The sequence below is a fragment of the Pseudomonas sputi genome (assembly GCF_021603585.1).
GTDB lineage: Bacteria > Pseudomonadota > Gammaproteobacteria > Pseudomonadales > Pseudomonadaceae > Aquipseudomonas > Aquipseudomonas sputi.
Map to the genome: position 1 here is coordinate 362,452 of NZ_BQHI01000002.1, position 18,512 is coordinate 380,963.

The following is an 18,512-nucleotide window of genomic DNA, read 5'->3' on the forward strand; positions in this document are numbered from 1 at the left end:
AAGCCCTGGGCTGTTCAAAATCTTCCGGGCGTGCTAAAACCTTTCAAGCGCTGACCTAGCTGCTTGAAAAAGAAGGGAAAAATATGACGAAGTCGGAGTTGATCGAACGAATTGTCACCCATCAAGGGCTGCTCTCATCCAAAGATGTGGAGCTGGCCATCAAGACCATGCTTGAGCAAATGTCCCAGTGTCTGGCCACGGGGGATCGTATCGAGATCCGTGGTTTTGGCAGTTTTTCCTTGCACTATCGTGCGCCGCGCGTCGGTCGTAACCCAAAGACCGGTCAGTCCGTCAGCCTTGACGGAAAATTTGTTCCGCATTTCAAGCCAGGCAAAGAGCTGCGTGATCGCGTGAATGAAGAAGAGGATGAGGGGGCTTGATGGTCGCCGTTACGCAAGGAGCCGCTAATGAGTAATCTCAAGCGCATTTTTCTTTCCGTTTTAATTCTATTGCTGGTATTGGTGATCCTTGCGTTCGTTCTCGAAAATCAGCAATCGGTCTCCCTGTTGTTTCTTGGCTGGGCAGGGCCGCAACTTCCGGTGTCAGTGATTACAGTTGGTGCTTTGCTGGTGGGCATGCTGATCGGGCCGGTTTTTGGCTGGTTTCTGGGACGTACGTCCAGAGGCTCACGTAAGCGTCTTGTCTGATTACGACATGGAAAGGAAGGCGAACTAAACTTTAGCCACTGCTTGTCTATATCCATTAGTAAAACGTTCATTAAGCTGTAAAATGCTGCGCTTGTCCGATAGTGGCCTATTCCCACGTCGGTACGGACTGATTCTGTCAGAAGCCGGCTGGACTGATGGCTTTTGCATTGTATGGATTAGACAGTGCTCGGTTGGCAGCCCTGTCAGCAACTCAAGGGTATGGTTTCGCGTGAAAATTCTAGTAACCGGCGGAGCCGGGTTCATCGGCTCAGCTGTTATCCGTCATATCATCTCCAACACTACCGACGCAGTGGTAAACGTCGACAAGCTGACGTATGCCGGTAACCTTGAGTCGTTGGCCGAAGTCAGCGGAAACTCGCGTTACACGTTCGAGCGCGTCGACATCTGCGACCGTGAGCAGATCGACCGTGTCCTGCGTGAGCACCAACCGGATGCGATCATGCATCTGGCCGCAGAGTCTCACGTGGATCGCTCCATCTCGGGGCCTTCCGAGTTCATTCAAACCAATATCATTGGTACTTACACACTGCTGGAAGCTGCACGCCATTATTGGGCTGCGCTGGATGATGCGCGCAAGGCAGCTTTCCGCTTTCACCACATCTCTACGGACGAAGTTTACGGCGACCTCGAAGGTCCGGAAGATCTCTTCACCGAAACCACTCCCTATCAGCCAAGTTCGCCGTATTCGGCAAGCAAGGCCAGCTCCGATCATCTGGTCCGCGCCTGGGCTCGTACCTACGGCTTGCCGACGCTTGTGACTAACTGCTCGAACAACTACGGTCCTTGCCACTTCCCCGAAAAGTTGATCCCGTTGATCATTCTCAATGCGCTGGAAGGCAAGCCGTTGCCGGTCTACGGCAAAGGAAACCAGGTACGTGACTGGCTTTATGTGGAAGATCACGCCCGTGCGCTTTACAAGGTCGTGACCGAAGGCGTCGTTGGCGAGACGTATAACATTGGCGGTCACAACGAAAAGCAGAATATTGAAGTCGTGAACACTCTATGTGCTCTTCTCGACGAATTGCGTCCCGACTCTGCGCATCGCCCGCATGCGAGCCTGATCACTTACGTTCAGGATCGTCCGGGTCACGATCAGCGCTATGCCATTGATGCCAGCAAGATTCAGCGTGAACTGGGCTGGACGCCGGAAGAAACCTTTGAAACCGGCATTCGCAAGACCGTCGAGTGGTACCTGAACAACACTGAATGGGTCGCTCACGTCAAAAGCGGAAGCTACCAGCAGTGGATCGACCAGAACTACGCAGATCGCTCGACCAAGGCATGAAAATCCTCCTACTGGGTAAAAATGGTCAGGTAGGGTGGGAGCTGCAACGCTCCCTTGCGCCGCTTGGTGAGTTGGTTGCGCTGGATCGTCATGCTGTCGATGGCTTGTGTGGTGATTTGTCGGATCTCGAAGCCTTGCGTGCGACGATCCGCACGCTTAAACCAGATGTCATTGTCAATGCCGCCGCATACACCGCAGTTGATAAGGCCGAATCTGAAGTGGAGATGGCCGATCGTATCAATGGCCATGCATGTAAGCTCATGGCTGAAGAGGCGGCTTTGCTGGGTGCTTGGCTGATCCATTACTCAACCGATTACGTGTTCAGTGGTGAGGGCTCCATGCCATGGCTGGAGACCGATGCCGTTGCACCGGTCAACCATTACGGTGCGAGCAAGCTCGCGGGTGAGCAGGCAATCATTTCATCAGGCTGCAAGCATCTGATTTTCCGAACCAGCTGGGTCTACGGTGCTCGCGGCAATAACTTCGCCAAGACCATGCTACGGCTGGCAAAAGATCGCGAAACGCTAAGTGTGATTGCCGATCAGGTCGGAGCGCCTACGGGTGCTGACCTGATCGCCGATGTCACGGCAATCGCGATTCGCAATGTGCTAAAGCAGCCGGAACTGGCGGGTTTGTATCACCTCGCAGCGAGTGGCGAAGTATCGTGGCATGGCTATGCAAGTCATGTCATCGCGTTTGCCCGGGATAATGGTGAGCAGCTTGTTGTTACTGAGATCAATCCGATCGATACAACGGCGTATCCAACACCCGCTCGTCGGCCTCTAAACTCGCGTTTGAATACTCGGAAGTTGCGCGACAATTTTTCTCTACACTTGCCGGATTGGCAAAGTGGTGTAACCCGAATGCTTAGGGAAGTTCTTAATAAATGACCACGACAAATCGTAAAGGCATCATTCTCGCCGGCGGCTCAGGTACGCGCCTGCACCCGTTGACCCTTGGTGTTTCCAAGCAGATGCTGCCGATCTACGACAAGCCGATGATCTTTTATCCGCTGTCGGTTTTGATGCTGGCCGGAATGCGCGAAATCCTGATCATTTCCACCCCGGAAGATTTGCCTTGTTTCCGTAAGTTGCTGGGCGATGGCAGCCTTTACGGAATCAAGCTGACTTACGCCGTGCAGCCGAGCCCGGACGGTCTGGCGCAGGCCTTCATCATTGGTGAGGAGTTCATCGGAAAGGATCCTTGCTGTCTGATCCTGGGCGATAACATCTTTTATGGTCAGCACTTTTCTGACAACTTGCGTTCGGCCAGCTCTCAACAGCACGGCGCGACTGTATTCGGTTATCACGTTTCCGACCCCGAGCGTTTCGGTGTCGTGGAGTTCGATGCGTCCGGTCGCGCTTTGAGTATTGAAGAGAAACCACTGAAGCCAAAATCCAGCTATGCGGTTACAGGTCTTTATTTCTATGACAATCAAGTCGTGGAGATCGCCAAGAACATCAAGCCTTCCGAGCGGGGAGAGCTGGAGATCACTGATGTGAATCGCGCCTATCTAGAGCAGAAATCGCTGAATGTCGAGATGCTCGGTCGCGGTTTTGCCTGGCTGGATACGGGTACTCACGACTCTTTGCTTGAAGCCAGTCACTTCGTTCATACCATTGAGCAACGCCAGGGTTTGAAAGTGGCCTGCCTGGAAGAAATTGCGTACCACAATGGCTGGATCACCGCCGATCAGCTGGCTGAGCAAGCTGATGCCTTGAAGAAGACGGGCTACGGTCAATACTTGCAGAAGTTGCTGGACTCGCCTTCTCACTGATTCGAATAACAAAGCGTTTTCGGGTGAGAAAGTTAAAATCGGTGTAGGCGGGAAGGGCATGCCAGTAAAACATCCCAAGGTTGCGGTTTTGCTGGCGGCCTTCAATGGAATGCAGTGGATCGAAGAGCAACTCGATTCGATTCTTCGACAGTCCGGTGTAGACCTGAGCGTCTATATCAGTGTTGATCCCTCGACTGATGGTACCGAGGCCTGGTGCCTCGCCTATGCGGCCAGGTGCCAGGGTGTTCATGTGCTCCCTGGCGTCGGTGCGTTCGGTGGTGCCGCGCGCAACTTTTTCAGATTGATCCGTGATGTATCCCTCGAAGAATACGACTACATCGCGTTCTCCGATCAGGATGATGTCTGGTATCAGGACAAGCTCGAGAGGGCGATCGGCGAAATTCAGGCGCGAAGCGTGGATGCCTACTCCAGCAATGTTGTTGCGTTCTGGCCGGATGGCCGCACACAACTGCTGGACAAGGCTCAGCCCCAGACCTCCTGGGATTTCCTGTTCGAGGCCGCTGGGCCGGGATGTACATACGTCTTCACTCGTGAGCTGGCGCATCCACTCAGGGCCGCCATGCTGGGGAGCTGGGGTGACTTGCAGAAGGTCACTCTCCACGATTGGTATTTTTACGCTTTCGCACGCAGCCGCGGATTCCGCTGGTTCATCGACGCGCGTCCCTCCATGGATTATCGCCAGCATGAAAGTAACCAGGTTGGCGCGAACGCCGGCATCGGTTCTCTGCTCATGCGTTACAAGACCATTCATGACGGGTGGTGGTTTTCTCAGGTCAGGCAGATCGTTCGGCTGGTGGGGCTTGATCGAAATTCATTTGTCGAGCCTTGGCTGCCTTTGGGGCGCCGGCAACTGATAAAACTTTCGTTCAGCGCCAGAGACTGTCGGCGAAGGGTACGGGACAAGCTGTTTTTCTTTTGTATCTGCTGGGCTACGGCGCTGGTTGGAAGCAAGGCTAAATGATCGGTTCTCAAGTTTTGGTGACGGGCGCGACCGGGTTTGTCGGAGAGGCGCTTGTGTTTCGACTGCTGCGGGACAAGGTATTCAGCCCTGTCGCTGCTGTGCGCGGCGAAACGAGGTTGAGTGGTCTATGCCAGATTGTGACATTTGACATGGGGGACAAGGTCCTGCTCCCTCCTCTGGCTGGCATTGACGTGGTTGTTCATTGTGCTGCGAGAGTGCATGTGATGAATGAGTCGGCAGAGGGGGCTCTTGAGCGGTTTCGCAAAATCAATGTCGAAGGGACTGTTCGTCTGGCACGCAGTGCAGCTGAAGCTGGCGTTAAAAGATTCATTTTCGTCAGTTCGATCAAGGTCAATGGTGAAATGACCCTGCCGGGACTTGTCTTCAAGGCGGACGATGTACCGGCGCCGCTCGATCCTTACGGCCTGTCAAAACGCGAAGCAGAGGACGCCTTGCGAGCAATCAGCGTCGAAACGGGTATGGAGGTCGTCGTCATCCGGCCGCCATTGGTCTACGGCCCCGGTGTCGGGGCCAATTTCCTGAGCATGATGCGCTGGCTTGAACGAGGTACTCCGTTACCGCTTGGGGCGATACATAACCATCGCAGCCTTGTTGCGCTTGAGAATCTGGTGGATTTGCTCAATGTCTGCATCAGTCATCCAGAGGCGGCGGGAAACACCTTTCTGGTCAGTGATGGAGAAGACTTGTCCACTACTCAATTGCTCACGCGTATGGCGAGTGCCCTGGGTGTAAAGCCTCGCTTGCTGTCGATTCCTTCCTGGGTGTTGAAGACGGGCGCATCGCTGATCGGTCGTGCTGATCTCGCGCAGCGATTGTGTGGGTCATTGCAGGTCGATATCAGTAAAACTATCGATAGGCTGGGGTGGTCGCCTGTCATTGGCGTCGATGATGCGTTGAAGCGGACGGCGTGCCAGTATCACTCGCGGCAGCGTACTTGAGTGGAGACGGCTGACCGTTGATGGCCTTTGCCTGCTACTTCGACATTGGCAAACTGCCACCCTTTTTCTAACGATGGCGGCTTGATACCCTACGCGCCGCCACCGCGGCGCTCATCTCTGCTCTGCTCTGCAATATTCACGTTATCCATGTCTTGTCGGGGCTGACGGTCCTGCTTCCAGCGTTTGCAAAGCGATAATGTCACTGGGCTATCAAATGGCAATGTTTCGTCGTTATAATTGCACATTTTGCGCAGCTGGAAGTGGCGCATGAGCCGTTCCGATGGCGCTCTCCTTGTACGTCGAATGCTCGCTCGTGTTGAACGAATCGGCACAGGTGAAATTTTCTCCTTTAAGCAACGGAGTGCTCGGTGATAGCCCCTCTTTTCCCGGATGTTCAAAACAGCAGTCCGGATCCCCGCATTGTCGACCGGCTTCAGCAGGAACCAGGTGGTCCTTGCGGACGTGTTGCCGTTCTGTTGTGCACCTTCAATGGCGAGCGTTTTTTGGCACAGCAGTTGGAGTCCATTGCGCGACAAAGCTATCCCCACTGGTTTGTCGTGGTGTCGGATGATAGTTCTGACGACTCTACCCTGGAATTATTACGCGAATACGCCGAGCGCTGGGGAGAGGGCAAACTGTCGATTCGCCAAGGACCAGGACGTGGATACGCCGCCAACTTCCTTTCGCTGACCTGTGACCATTCCATCGAGTCCGATTTCTATGCCTGGGCCGATCAGGATGATATCTGGCAAGAAAACAAGCTGGAGCGTGCCCTGTGCGAACTTCAGGGCACCTCCCCACAGGAGCCGGCTCTTTACTGTGGCAGGACCGAATTGATCGATGAGGAGGGGGCACCCATAGGTTTTTCTCCTCTGTTTGAGCGTCCCGTCGGATTTGCCAATGCGCTAGTGCAAAGCGTGGGAGGGGGCAACACAATGGTCTTCAATCAGGCTGCCCGTAAGCTGTTCCTGCAGGCAGGATCCAGTCTGGACATCGTTTCGCATGACTGGTGGGCGTATCTCCTCGTCTCAGGTGCTGGAGGGCGAATCACTTACGACGTTCGGCCAACCATTCTCTACAGGCAGCACGGAGCAAACCTCATCGGCTCTACATCGGGCCTGATGGCGCAATTGAACAGAGTACGGATGCAGTTCCGCGGTCGTTTCCGTGGGTGGAATCAAAAGAATATTGCGGCGCTGGAGTCGACCAGATTCCAGTTGAATGAAGAAAGCCGGATGAGGCTGGATCTGTTTCAGCGGGCACGAAATTCTCGCGGATTGGCGCGGATCATCTGGTTACGGCGATCTGGCGTCTACCGGCAATCCTTATGGGGCAACCTTGGGCTGCTTTTGGCGGCGGTATTCAATGGAATCTGATCCGCAGTCGGACTTGGCCTTTTTCAGGAAGAGTGTTGTGGTAATTCAAGTGATGGCAGGACGAGAGAGTTTGCTGAGGAATTTAAACTCCCTCGGATTTATTGAGGTTTTGAGACAATGCTGAACTTTTCTGCTTCGCCAAAGGAGATGCTCAATAGCATCTGGCGCAACAAAGGTCTCATCCGGGCGCTGGTGCAGCGGGAGATCGTTGGGCGTTATCGCGGGTCGATCATGGGCATGCTGTGGTCACTGTTCAATCCGATTGTGATGCTGGTGATTTACACATTCGTATTCAGCGTTGTGTTCAAAGCCCGATGGAGCGTCGATAGCAGTTCGAAAACCGAATTTGCGCTCATGTTGTTTGCGGGTCTGATCGTTTTCAATCTGTTTGCCGAGTGCATAAACAGAGCCCCGGGTCTGATTATCGGCAACGTCAACTATGTTAAGAAAGTGGTGTTCCCGCTGGAAATACTTCCATGGGTTACGCTTGGCGCGGCTATGTTTCACTTTCTCGTCAGCCTCAGTGTCTGGCTGATCGCGTATCTGATTTTCTTCGGAAAGCTTCAGTACACCATTCTGTTGCTTCCGGTATTTCTGGCTCCTCTGATCATTTTCGTTGTCGGCCTGGTGTGGTTTCTCGCCTCTATGGGCGTGTACTTGCGAGATGTCAGTCAGATCATCGGTGTCTGCACTTCCGTTCTGATGTTTCTGTCACCGATTTTTTATCCGATCACGGCGTTGCCTGAAGAATACCGGCATCTGCTCTTTTTGAACCCCCTGACCCCGGCAATTGAAGATACCCGGGCTCTGCTCTTCAGGGGCGAACTGCCAAGTCTGATTCATCTGGGTTTCTACTATATCGCTGCAGCTCTTGTCTTTTGGCTAGGATTTGCGTGGTTCCAAAAAACGCGTAAAGGGTTCGCCGATGTCCTCTAATACCGCCATTGCCGTCAACAACCTGAGTAAGTGTTTCCATATTTACGACAAGCCGAGAGATCGGCTGATGCAAATGTTCGCACGCGGCCGCAAGCAGTACTTTCGTGAGTTCTGGGCGCTGCAGGATGTTTCTTTCACCATCGACCGAGGCGAAACCGTTGGTATTCTCGGGCGAAACGGTAGCGGTAAATCGACGCTGTTGCAGATGATTTGCGGCACGCTCAATCAGACACACGGCGACATCATGACCCACGGTCGTGTCGCAGCCTTGCTGGAGTTGGGTTCGGGATTCAACCCGGAATTCAGCGGTCGCGAAAACGTGTACATGAACGCTGCGGTGCTTGGACTGACGCGCGCTGAGACCGAGTCCCGTTTTGCCGAGATCGAAGCCTTTGCGGAAATCGGCGAATTCATCGATCAGCCAGTCAAGACTTACTCCAGTGGCATGATGGTGCGTCTGGCTTTTGCCGTGGCGATCAACGTAGATCCGCAAATCCTGATTGTTGATGAAGCGCTGTCGGTCGGCGATGAACGGTTCCAGCGCAAATGCTTCGCGCGGATCGAGGCAATCAAGGCGAGTGGCGCGACCATTCTGTTTGTTTCGCACTCCGGTAGTGCCGTGATCGAACTGTGTACGCGTGCGATTCTGCTGGATAAGGGAGAGAAGCTCGCCGAAGGTGTTCCCAAGGTCATTGTCGGCCAGTATCAGAAGCTGCTCTATGCGCCTGCGGACAAAGTTGCGGAAATCCGCGAATCGATCAAGACCGGTGTACTCGAACGTCTTGAACTGCAGCGGGAGGCCCAGCGCACCGAGGTGGCGGTCGAGGCGTCGCAGGCGAAGGACAAAGGACTTGAGGAATACTTCGATCCTCATATCGTTTCCAAAAGTATGATGTCCTACGAGTCTCACGGCGTTCTGATCAGCGAGCCGCGCATCCTCAATGCGGTCGGTAAACAGGTTAACTGCCTCAAACGCGGTGACAGCTACCGCTATACCTATCGCGTCGCCTTTTCGACGGGAGCGGGGGCTGTTCGCTTTGGCATGATGATCAAGACGCTCACCGGTATCGAGATTGGTGGGGCGGCCAGTGCGGCGAGCGCGCAGGACGCCATTACCTACGTGGCTGCCGACGCTGAAGTCGATGTTGAATTCAAGTTCGAGTGCAATTTGAACCCCGGAACGTATTTCCTCAACTCTGGGGTGGTCGGTGTCGTAGGGGAAGAGGAGACCTATCTGCATCGTCTGATCGACGCCTGCCTGTTTCGTGTTCTGCCGGAAACTGCAATCACGGCAACCGGGACAGTAGATTTCAAATGTATCCCAGCTTTTACCATTTCAAGTGTTGAGCATAATTAATCTTATGGATCATAAACAAATAGTCGTAGTTTTGGGCATGCACCGAAGCGGTACGAGTGCCATTACGCGTGGTTTGAAAGTCCTTGGTGTGGATCTGGGCGATAACCTGTTGCCTGCCGAATCGGGCAATAACGAAAAAGGCTTTTTTGAAGACGCAACGATTACCGCTTACAACGAAGAGTTGCTGGCGGATCTGGGGCACGCCTGGGACAGTCTGCTTCCCATTCGCCGGGAAGAGCTGGACTCGCCGGTCGCGCAGAGCCACAAGGCGCGAGCAATCGAGCATCTGCGCGATAAGCTCAATGAGATCAAGTGTTTCGGCGTAAAAGACCCACGGATGTCCCGACTGCTGCCATTCTGGCAGGAGATCTTTGCCGAACTGGGTCTGCAGGTCAGCTATGTCATTGCTTTCCGTAACCCGATAAACGTTGCGCATTCGTTGGTCAAGCGGAACGAGTTCGAAGTTGAGAAAGGCTACTTTCTCTGGCTTGAGCACATGCTGTTCAGTATGAAATATAGCCAGGGCGCATCGCGTGTTTTTGTAAATTACGAGTTGATGCTTCAGGAACCCGAGAAGCAGCTGCGACGCATGTCTGAGTCGCTGGGGTTGCCGTTTGACCCGCAGGGCTCCGAGTTCCTGGAATATCAGAGCAACTTTCTCCAGCGGTCGCTGCAGCACAACAGCTTTACGCTGGACGAGCTCAAAAAGGATTCCGCAGTACCGGCCGATGTCTTGAACCTCAGTCTTCTGCTATTGGAACTCTCGCGTGATGAGCGTGCAGATGACCAGGCGGTCGTCAGCACTGTCAACAGCCTTTGCGAGGCGATGAACGAACGTTTGCCTGCCTATCGACTCATGCGTCGTTTCGATGAAAACAACGCTGATCTGAATGTGCAACTGAGGCTGAAAGAACAAAACATCACGACGCTTGCCGCCGACTACGGCGAACTTGATAAACGACACGAAGCGTTGAAGGCCGATTACTCAAACCTCGATGGACACCGTCGTTGGCTCGAGACTGAGTATGGTGTTTTCAAGACGTCTCTTTCAGACGCGGAGCTATCAATTGAGAGCCTTGAGGCTGACCTGCGTCGTTATTCTTCTGGACGCTTTTTGCTGAAATCCCTTGTCTCGCGCATTGCAGAGCGGTTCGGTCTTCGCTATCGAGATGATCATCCGGCTCAGAGCGAGCTGTTCGATGCCGCTTACTACCTCAGTACCTACGAAGATGTTCGGGCGGCGGGTGTCGACCCGTTGCAGCACTATCTTGAGCAGGGCTGGCGTGAGGGGCGTGACCCGTCGGCAGGATTTTCCACCAAGGCCTATCTCGACAACTATCCGGACGTGCGGTTACGCCGTATCAATCCGCTGATCCATTACTTGCGCCACGGGTACTACGAAGGCCGGTCGATCCACGACACCAAAGGTCGTAACTACCATCTATCCCGCAAGGTCGGTCGCCATCGCCTCGCCATACAACTGTTGAATCTGGTTGCGCAACAGCCGCAGCTGCTCAGCCGTTTTGTACGCGAAGCTCGCCGTGGCGGTTTGCGTCATGCACTGGCTATTGCAGTCCGCAAGCTCAAGCTCAGCCAGAAGCGACTGGCGTTGAATCAGGTTTCAAAACCGCTTGGCGACGCCGCATTGACTGAGTACGAAGTACTCAAAGTGGTGCCTTACTACCTGGATCCTTACCTGCCAGAGGCACCAACAACAGCGCCTGGAATGGTTGCCGTTCATCTTCATTTGAGCGGTGAGCAATTGTCGGGCCATTGGCTCAGCTACCTCAAAAATGTCCCGGTCGAATTCGATCTGTTCATTTCTCGCAGCAGCGGCGATAGCTTGAAGTTTGACGACAGAGCGTTGCGTGCAGCAGTGCCTCTGTTGCGCAAGTTGGTCGTTGAGGTTGTCCCCGGGCAGGTTGGAGCGATTGCTGCGCTGATTGTCCAGTTCGGCAGTCGATTGAAAGCTTACGACGTAATAGCGCACTTCCATGACGAAGCCGGCAGCGCCGATAACGATAACGGTTCCGGGTTGAAAGAGCGCCTGGTGCTACTATGCGGTTCCCCTGCCAATGTCGGGCAGATTCTTCAATTGCTCGGTGGGGACGCGAAGGTTGTGTATCCCGTCGACACCCGACCTGAGTCTGCCATCTACCACCAGGCTGGCTGGACTGATACCGGAAACGTGATTGCCACGGCTCTGGAAAAGTACCGCGAGATCGATGCGACTACTTTCCCGAGTGCGCAATTCCCTCGAGTCGGGCTGTTCTGGGCACGGGTTGGCACTATCAGTGACCTGCTGCAGTTGCCATTGCAATTCGAGCACTTCGCGAGTAATGAAGACGCCGTTGCCGGTGATCTGCTGAGCCGTTCGCTGGAACGCCTGGTACTGGTCAATACAACCACCAGTGAGGGACGTAACTATCAGTTGGAGGCTCCGCAGATTTCGCACGAGCCCCGGGAGTATTACGAGCCTCAGGTTGATTACTCTGCGAGCATCACACACGACACCATCAAGGTGCTGGCGTACTACCTGCCGCAGTTTCACCCGACACCCGAGAATGATGAATGGCACGGCACCGGATTTACCGAGTGGTACAAAGTCCGTTCGGCCAATCCGTTGTTCTATGGTCATTATCAGCAACATGTTCCGCACGAGGACATCGGTTACTACCATCTGGACGGCCCGGCCAGGTTGGAACAGCAGGCTGAAATGATGAAGAAGTCAGGTGTTCACGGCCTGATTTTCTATCATTACTGGTTCACCGGCAGAATGATCCTTGAGAAGCCGGCACAAATGCTGCTGGATAATCAGCAGATCGATATGCCGTTCTGTTTCTGTTGGGCGAACGAGAACTGGACTCGCCGCTGGGATGGTAACGAGGCGGAAATCCTGCTGGGGCAGGTCTATTCGAAAGAAGACGCCCGCGGCTTTATTCGCTATCTCATTCCGTTCTTCAAAGACGAGCGCTATATCAAAGTAGATGGCCGTCCGATGTTGCACGTGTATCGTCCGTCCTCGATCGAACATATCGACGACTACCTGGCTGTGTGGCGCGAAGAGTGCGAGCGCGAGGGTCTCAAGGCGCCATATATGGTGGCGACGCTGACGCGCGGTGCGACGCATCCGCAAGATCATGGCATGGACTCTGCCGTCGAACGGGTACTGCATGACTGGACTGCCGACGCGGTTCAGGACACTCGCAGCCAGTTGCGCCCTTACTGGCCTCTGGAAGGTAACATCATTAACTACAGCGAAGTTGCCGATCACTACATGGGGCAGGATCTGGGCAAGGATTTCACGCTGTTCCGGTCGCTGGTTCCAACCTGGGATAACACTGCTCGTTACGGTAACCGGGCGTACGTGCTTAACCACTTCACTACGGAAAAATTCCAGAGCTGGATGGAGTTTCTGGTGGATTACTCCGAGCAGCACCTGCCGGAAGATCGCCGCTACGTAGTGGTAAACGCCTGGAACGAATGGGCTGAGGGGGCGCACCTTGAGCCCGATACCCGCTTTGGTTACGGCTACCTCAACTCCATCGGACGGGCGTTGTCCGGCCAGTCCTTTTCGGCGACCACCGATTGTGTCCTGCCAGCAGAATTGAAGCTGAATGTGGTGCTGACACCTGAAGCAGTGGCACGCCTGGAGGCTGAACCTGAGTCGCGTCGCAAGTTCCTGGCATGCCTTGCCAGTTCAGATGCGTTCAAAGCTTGCTCGGTTTCTTTCGAAAACCCAGAGCTTCACCAGACGTTGCAGGCGCAAGGTGTCAAGATCTCCGGGCTTGCGCCTGCCGAATGCGACTTCACGTTGCAGTTCAGCGATATTTGCCTGTTCCCTGCAACGGCCATCGAGTCGTTGCTGAAAATGGCCAAGCGGCACAAGGGGTATTCCGTGTCGGCCAGTCTGCGAAACGATCCATCGTTTGTGCAGGGTGAAAGTACTGTCAACTTCAGTATCGAGCCTGATCAGGTTGCCTGCATGGAGTTGCGTCCGAATGCACCGACGATCGGCTACAAGATCTGCTGTGAGGCCTCATGTTTCCGACTGCTGCCGGATAACGGCATCCAAGGATCATCGCTCGACACGGTATCGACCATCGTGCGTTACCACCGTCGTGGTGACCGTGCATCGCTGATCAATGCACTTCTTTCGTTGGTCGCTCAATCCGGTAGTCAGGTTTTGCCTGTTCTGGCCATCCAGGATATGGATGACCAGGAAATCGCAATTCTTGAAGCGCAGCTCGCTCAACTGCCGTGGAATGAGCATTGTGCTCCGGTGATTCGCCGTTACTTCTCGACGGAGCAAGCGCCGGATTTGCGCTCGTTGATGTTGAACGATGCGCTCAAGGCAGTCGGCAGTGGTTACGCAGCATTTCTTGATTATGACGACATGCTGTTTCCGTGGGCTTACAGCTCACAACTGGAACAGATTAAGTCCAGTGGCAAGAATGCAACCTTTGCACGTGTCTACTCCACCATGGTGGATGCGGCGACTGGTTGCATCGTCAAGCGTGACAAGATTTACGATTACGGTGATAACTACCGTGATTTCATCGAGCATAACCACGCGCCGCTGCACAGTTTTCTGCTCGATCTGAACAAGTGCGATCTGGAAGCGGTCACCTACTTCGATGATATGAAGTACATGGAAGACTACTATCTGACCATGCAGTTGTTCACGCGCGACGGTACCGATTGGGCGTCACTGCGTTCCTGTGATTTTATCGGCGATTACATTCACCGGATCGGTTGCGATACCCATACGCTTGCGCTGACTGATGAGCAACAGCGTGCGGACTTGCTGGCTAGCGAGTCTTACCGGATCTGCGAGGCTCGCATCAAGGCCCTGCGTGATCGCCTGTTGCCCCACGCTTAGAGCAGAAGGCCCGCCAGTTGCTGGCGGGCCTTGTAGTCTGATTCGAATAAGGTTAATCGTATGAGCAAGGATCTGGTTTTTCACGCTACCGCCATCAGTGCGTCGGCAAGAGCTCAGGTAAAGGGGCAAAAACCGGCTGTTATCTGGCTGACGGGTTTGAGTGGCTCGGGCAAGTCGACGATCGCCAATGCTCTGGAGCAGGCACTCGTGGCCAAGGCCCGGCACACATTTCTGTTGGATGGCGACAACTTGCGCATGGGTTTGTGCAAGGATCTGGGTTTTACCGATGCTGATCGGGTCGAGAATATTCGACGTGTTGCAGAAGTGTCGAAGTTACTCATCGACGCCGGCTTGATCGTGATTACCGCGTTCATTTCCCCGTTTCATCGTGATCGCGCCATGGCGCGTGACGTCATCGGCAATGAAGCATTTGTCGAAGTCTTTATCGACACCTCGCTGGAAGAGTGTGAGCGACGCGATCCGAAAGGACTTTACAGCAAGGCAAGGGCGGGCCAGATCAAGAACTTCACCGGGATCGACTCTGCCTATGAGGCACCGGTCAATCCGGATATTCGCATCAACACTGTTGCCGAAGACCTGTCCGAATCCATCGCAAGAGTACTGGAATATCTGGATAAAAGGTTTGATCAATGAAAACCCTCGTCATCATTGGCGCTGGTTTCAGCGGAGCAGTAACGGCAGCACAATTCTTGCGTCGCAGCCCCTCCGATGTCCGAGTCGTACTCATCAACCGCTCCGGGACCATGGCGCGAGGATTGGCGTACGGCACCAACAGCCCGTTACACCTGCTCAATGTGCCTGCGGGGAATATGAGTGCGGACGTCGATGATCCTGAACACTTTCTGCGCTTCTGCCAGGCGAGGGATCCTGCCTGCACGGCATCGTCATTCATTCCACGCAAGATTTATGGAGAGTATCTGACGTCGGTTCTGGATGATGCCGAAAAGCATTGCTCGAAGAGCGTGCGGTTGGAACGACTAGTTTCCGAAGTGCATTCAATAAAGGCACAAGGTGCGCAAGGCGTTGTTGAGTTGGCCGGCGGTGAAAAAGTTATCGCGGATCGAGTGGTGCTCGCGTTTGGTAACTTTTCACCTGTTGATCTGGATTGTTTTACATCTCACGTTGAATCTGATCTTTATGAATCTGACCCTTGGGCGATCAGTAAAGCAGCCACTCCAGATGTCGACTTACCGATTCTGCTTGTGGGGGCCGGGCTAACCGCGCTCGACGTTGCGCTCGGACTGATACATGAAGGGCATCGGGGGCCAATTCATATGCTCTCGCGTCGCGGTTTGTGCCCTGCTCCTCATCGTGCAAGCCGTAACGCTGAGCTGCTGTCTACGGACATCGTTGCTAAGTTAATGAGCACTGCGTCAACCGTACGTAGTTACATGCGGGTAATTCGTACTGAAGTCGATTTGTGTGAGCAGCGGGGTGTTGACTGGCGAAATGTTCTGGGTGCATTGCGGCCCATTACTCCTACGTTGTGGAAACGTCTGCCCAACGTCGAGCGTCAACGGTTTCTGCGGCACCTCCAGCCTTATTGGGATGTTCATCGCCATCGAGTGGCCCCGGAGGCGTACAGCCGCTTCGAGAGGGCTCAGTCGCGCGGGCAAATTCGCTCAATAGCGGGACGGATCAAGGCTGTAACAACTTGTGCAGAAGGCATGAATATTGATATTCAAGCAAGAGGCGAGCAATTCGTTACAAGCTTGAAAGTCGCCAAAGTCGTAAATTGTACAGGACCTAACACCAATCTTAGGCGGGTTGAGGATCGTTTGATCCTACAGCTGGAGCGCGATGGTCTTTTGAAGGTCGATGCGTTAAACCTTGGGTTGTGTGTTAGCAGTGAATTGGCCGTGCTAAGTCAGGAGGGAAAGGCGTCCGATTGGTTGTTCTATATAGGGCCTATGTTAAAGGCGGACTATTGGGAGGCTACCGCTGTACCAGAGTTGCGTCAGTATGGAAAAGTATTGGCGTTAAAACTGATTGCGGATTTTGAGCTGGGTTCTTGACTGAATGGTTTGCTTATAGATACCCATCGCCCATTCCCTCCGTTTATCCCTTTATATGTACCGAACACCTGTTAACCAAGTGTTCGGTACATGAAACTCTTGATCGAGGGGTTATTTCGAAGGGGTAGGCAGCACGCAATGACTGCGCTGATCAATGAGTTCTTTAATGAGCAGGCAAATCAACATTAGGCTTATCATGTCACCTGTCAATAGAACCCTGTAGCCCGATTCATATGCTGTCGGAGAAAGACCTACCAGAGTCGTAACTGCGGTATGCAGGAGCAGGAAGAAAGTGGCGAGATAGAAGCTCGCGTCATTTTCTAACAGTTGTTTCATGATGTAGATCATGCTGACAAGCGAAAGAATACTAAGCGTGTAGGACAAAAAGTACTCTAGGCCGAGTCCTGTGCTTGCGTAGCGCAGGGAGTAATACTCATTTGTTCCTATGTTGAAGATGTTAGAAAAAATACTTCCTTGGAATACTCCGATCGCCATCAATACAAAGGCAATTTTTTTGAATTTGAATTGTTTTTGAAAGGCAAGCATCGTTATTAGTATTCCGATCGCTTTTGGATATAGATTTCTTGTGTCGGTGTAGTGGGCGTTGAAAACATCAAAGCCAGTCGAGATTTTCTTTATTATATTGTAGTCATTGAATTCTGGCATGTAGCGCAATTCGGAGACGAGGCGCAGGTAGTTCCCTGGGGCAGTGATAAGAAACGCAAATCCAATGGCAACGATTACCAGTAGTGTGCTTCTATATGCTAATGAACTCTTTTTGTCCCATAATAAAGAAACGGTAAACAGTGCGAGTGTTGATATGCCGGCCTGCTCGGACTGCGATGCGATCAGTGCGAGAGGAATGGCGAGAAATTTCTCGGGGGTAGAGAATAACGAGGGGCGCATGAATGTTGCGCATACAAAAACTGCTGCTGAAATCGGCAGCAAGTAGTTATAAAATCCGGTCACGTAATATATGGTGGTGTCGAGGATGTTATGGCCTGTTAACAGCATTAAAGCCATGCAGATCGGAATGCCATAGCGGAAGTCGATTGTCTTGGAAAAGAAAACTCTCCAGGTGGCGTAGATGCTAAGTAGCAATAAAGTAGGTATTGCCAGTTTCCAGAACGCAGAATAGGCGATCGTGGTGTACATGACTGCTTCAATAACGATCCTACCTGTCCAGGCGTTGTAGCGCCTGGCTAAATAGTGGAGCGGTGATTCGCCTGATGTGGCAACTGATAGAAAAGTTACATCGTCGGAAAAAGGTTTGAGTTCCAGAGTTAGAAAGAAGTACAAGTAGAACAAGGCAATAAATAACACAAAGGCCAGTGTCTTTTGGGTGTTGGAATCAATTTGCTGTGCAGACATTTTCGCCTCCGTAGTGAATTAAGCCCTTCGAGTCTTCAATGAAGATTTTTACTTTTTCACCGTACCGCTGGCTCAGGTTGCGCCCTATTGCAGATGCGTAAAAACCGTGCAAGTGGAAATCACTGTGAATTTTTAGAAAGTCACTGACATCTTTTCTTTGCAGACGCCGTGTTGTCAGCTTTATAGAGCCGCCTGGCCCGGTGGCAAATAGGTGGATTTTTGTCGCGCTGTCAGGCCGGTCCAATAGTGCCCAGCCATTTACAGTTATCCAGTATTTTCCAGTTGTGCACTGATCAAAGTTAACCTTCAGTGCGGGAATATAATTTTCTTCTGGTGGGAGTGGTGCAGGGATAGTTGTGTTGTTGGCAATAAAAAAAATAACACCAATTGCCATGGAGAGCAGAAGAGCTAAGCCATAACTAAGCGGTGAGAACAAGGCGTTTGTGACGCGCTTGTTGATGGGGTTGGTCGGCACTTGTTGTGTCCTTGTGTAGTGTCTTTTTTAATCGAGATCTGTTTTTTTGTTGAATACAAATTTTTTGTTCAGAGTGTAAAAGCTGATGGTGTAAGAAATCATGGCAAATACTTGCGCGATTTTCGGATCCAGGCCCGCCAGGCGATACCCGGAGATCAACACCAGCTGGTTGATTCCAAAAGCAATGCCGAAAGCAATAATGAACTTCGGTATCGTGCTTCGATCAGTGGTGGATTGGTTGAACACAAAAGTCTTGTTGAGGATGAACGCGGCTATCAAGGCAATGACATAGCCAATGGCGTTCGCATAGGAAGGGTTCATGTCCAGCAATGTGACAAGTAGCAGGAAAACGCCATAGCCGATGGCCGTATTGGCGACGCCTGCAAATATGAATTTGAGCGGTTGCAT

The 18,512-nt window shown here is 52.9% G+C and carries 16 protein-coding genes; 13 read left to right on the forward strand and 3 right to left on the reverse strand.

Annotated features, from left to right (window positions below):
* The first annotated feature begins 83 nt into the window (after positions 1–83).
* From ihfB to L6D81_RS04330, 13 genes are all read left to right on the forward strand, one after another.
* Complete coding sequence (gene ihfB, locus L6D81_RS04270; RefSeq protein WP_236178012.1) at positions 84–380, forward strand: integration host factor subunit beta; 297 nt, start codon at positions 84–86, stop codon at positions 378–380.
* A 27-nt stretch (positions 381–407) separates the two neighbouring features.
* Entirely contained in the window at positions 408–647 is a 240-nt protein-coding gene (locus L6D81_RS04275) for a LapA family protein (RefSeq protein ID WP_236178013.1), read from the forward strand.
* A 229-nt stretch (positions 648–876) separates the two neighbouring features.
* Positions 877–1,953 (forward strand): dTDP-glucose 4,6-dehydratase, encoded by a 1,077-nt coding sequence (gene rfbB, locus L6D81_RS04280; protein ID WP_236178014.1) that lies wholly within the window; start codon positions 877–879, stop codon positions 1,951–1,953.
* Positions 1,950–2,843 (forward strand): dTDP-4-dehydrorhamnose reductase, encoded by an 894-nt coding sequence (gene rfbD / locus L6D81_RS04285; protein ID WP_236178015.1) that lies wholly within the window; start codon positions 1,950–1,952, stop codon positions 2,841–2,843. The genes rfbB and rfbD overlap by 4 nt, the downstream gene beginning before the upstream one ends.
* Positions 2,840–3,730: a glucose-1-phosphate thymidylyltransferase RfbA gene (gene rfbA / locus L6D81_RS04290; RefSeq protein WP_236178016.1), complete on the forward strand. Its 891-nt coding sequence runs from the start codon at positions 2,840–2,842 to the stop codon at positions 3,728–3,730. Before rfbD ends, rfbA begins: the two co-directional genes overlap by 4 nt.
* Positions 3,731–3,788: 58 nt before the next feature.
* Positions 3,789–4,712, forward strand: a complete 924-nt coding sequence (locus L6D81_RS04295; RefSeq protein ID WP_236178017.1) for a glycosyltransferase — start codon at positions 3,789–3,791, stop codon at positions 4,710–4,712.
* Positions 4,709–5,671, forward strand: a complete 963-nt coding sequence (locus L6D81_RS04300) for a UDP-glucose 4-epimerase family protein (RefSeq protein ID WP_236178018.1) — start codon at positions 4,709–4,711, stop codon at positions 5,669–5,671. The genes L6D81_RS04295 and L6D81_RS04300 overlap by 4 nt, the downstream gene beginning before the upstream one ends.
* A 368-nt stretch (positions 5,672–6,039) precedes the next feature.
* Positions 6,040–7,047, forward strand: coding sequence for a glycosyltransferase family 2 protein (locus tag L6D81_RS04305; RefSeq protein ID WP_236178019.1), 1,008 nt, complete (start codon positions 6,040–6,042; stop codon positions 7,045–7,047).
* A 117-nt stretch (positions 7,048–7,164) separates the two neighbouring features.
* The gene (locus L6D81_RS04310; protein ID WP_085612176.1) at positions 7,165–7,983 is read left to right on the forward strand and encodes an ABC transporter permease; all 819 of its coding nucleotides are present in this window, start codon (positions 7,165–7,167) and stop codon (positions 7,981–7,983) included.
* Positions 7,973–9,340 carry an ABC transporter ATP-binding protein gene (locus tag L6D81_RS04315; RefSeq protein WP_236178020.1) on the forward strand — a complete coding sequence of 456 codons (1,368 nt, stop codon included), beginning with the start codon at positions 7,973–7,975 and terminating at the stop codon, positions 9,338–9,340. Before L6D81_RS04310 ends, L6D81_RS04315 begins: the two co-directional genes overlap by 11 nt.
* Positions 9,341–9,344: 4 nt before the next feature.
* Positions 9,345–14,222 carry a glycoside hydrolase family 99-like domain-containing protein gene (locus L6D81_RS04320; protein WP_236178021.1) on the forward strand — a complete coding sequence of 1,626 codons (4,878 nt, stop codon included), beginning with the start codon at positions 9,345–9,347 and terminating at the stop codon, positions 14,220–14,222.
* 60 nt (positions 14,223–14,282) lie between these two features.
* Complete coding sequence (gene cysC / locus L6D81_RS04325) at positions 14,283–14,876, forward strand: adenylyl-sulfate kinase (RefSeq protein ID WP_065257146.1); 594 nt, start codon at positions 14,283–14,285, stop codon at positions 14,874–14,876.
* Positions 14,873–16,258: an FAD/NAD(P)-binding protein gene (locus tag L6D81_RS04330; protein WP_236178022.1), complete on the forward strand. Its 1,386-nt coding sequence runs from the start codon at positions 14,873–14,875 to the stop codon at positions 16,256–16,258. Before cysC ends, L6D81_RS04330 begins: the two co-directional genes overlap by 4 nt.
* Positions 16,259–16,369: 111 nt before the next feature.
* Here L6D81_RS04330 and L6D81_RS04335 read toward each other — a convergent pair whose 3' ends face one another.
* Genes L6D81_RS04335 through L6D81_RS04345 form a run of 3 tightly spaced genes read right to left on the reverse strand, consistent with a single transcriptional unit; the run spans position 16,370 to position 18,512 of the window.
* Positions 16,370–17,629 (reverse strand): hypothetical protein, encoded by a 1,260-nt coding sequence (locus L6D81_RS04335; RefSeq protein ID WP_236178023.1) that lies wholly within the window; start codon positions 17,627–17,629, stop codon positions 16,370–16,372.
* Positions 17,610–18,104 carry a hypothetical protein gene (locus tag L6D81_RS04340; RefSeq protein ID WP_236178024.1) on the reverse strand — a complete coding sequence of 165 codons (495 nt, stop codon included), beginning with the start codon at positions 18,102–18,104 and terminating at the stop codon, positions 17,610–17,612. The genes L6D81_RS04335 and L6D81_RS04340 overlap by 20 nt, the downstream gene beginning before the upstream one ends.
* 27 nt (positions 18,105–18,131) lie before the next feature.
* Complete coding sequence (locus L6D81_RS04345) at positions 18,132–18,512, reverse strand: GtrA family protein (RefSeq protein ID WP_236178025.1); 381 nt, start codon at positions 18,510–18,512, stop codon at positions 18,132–18,134.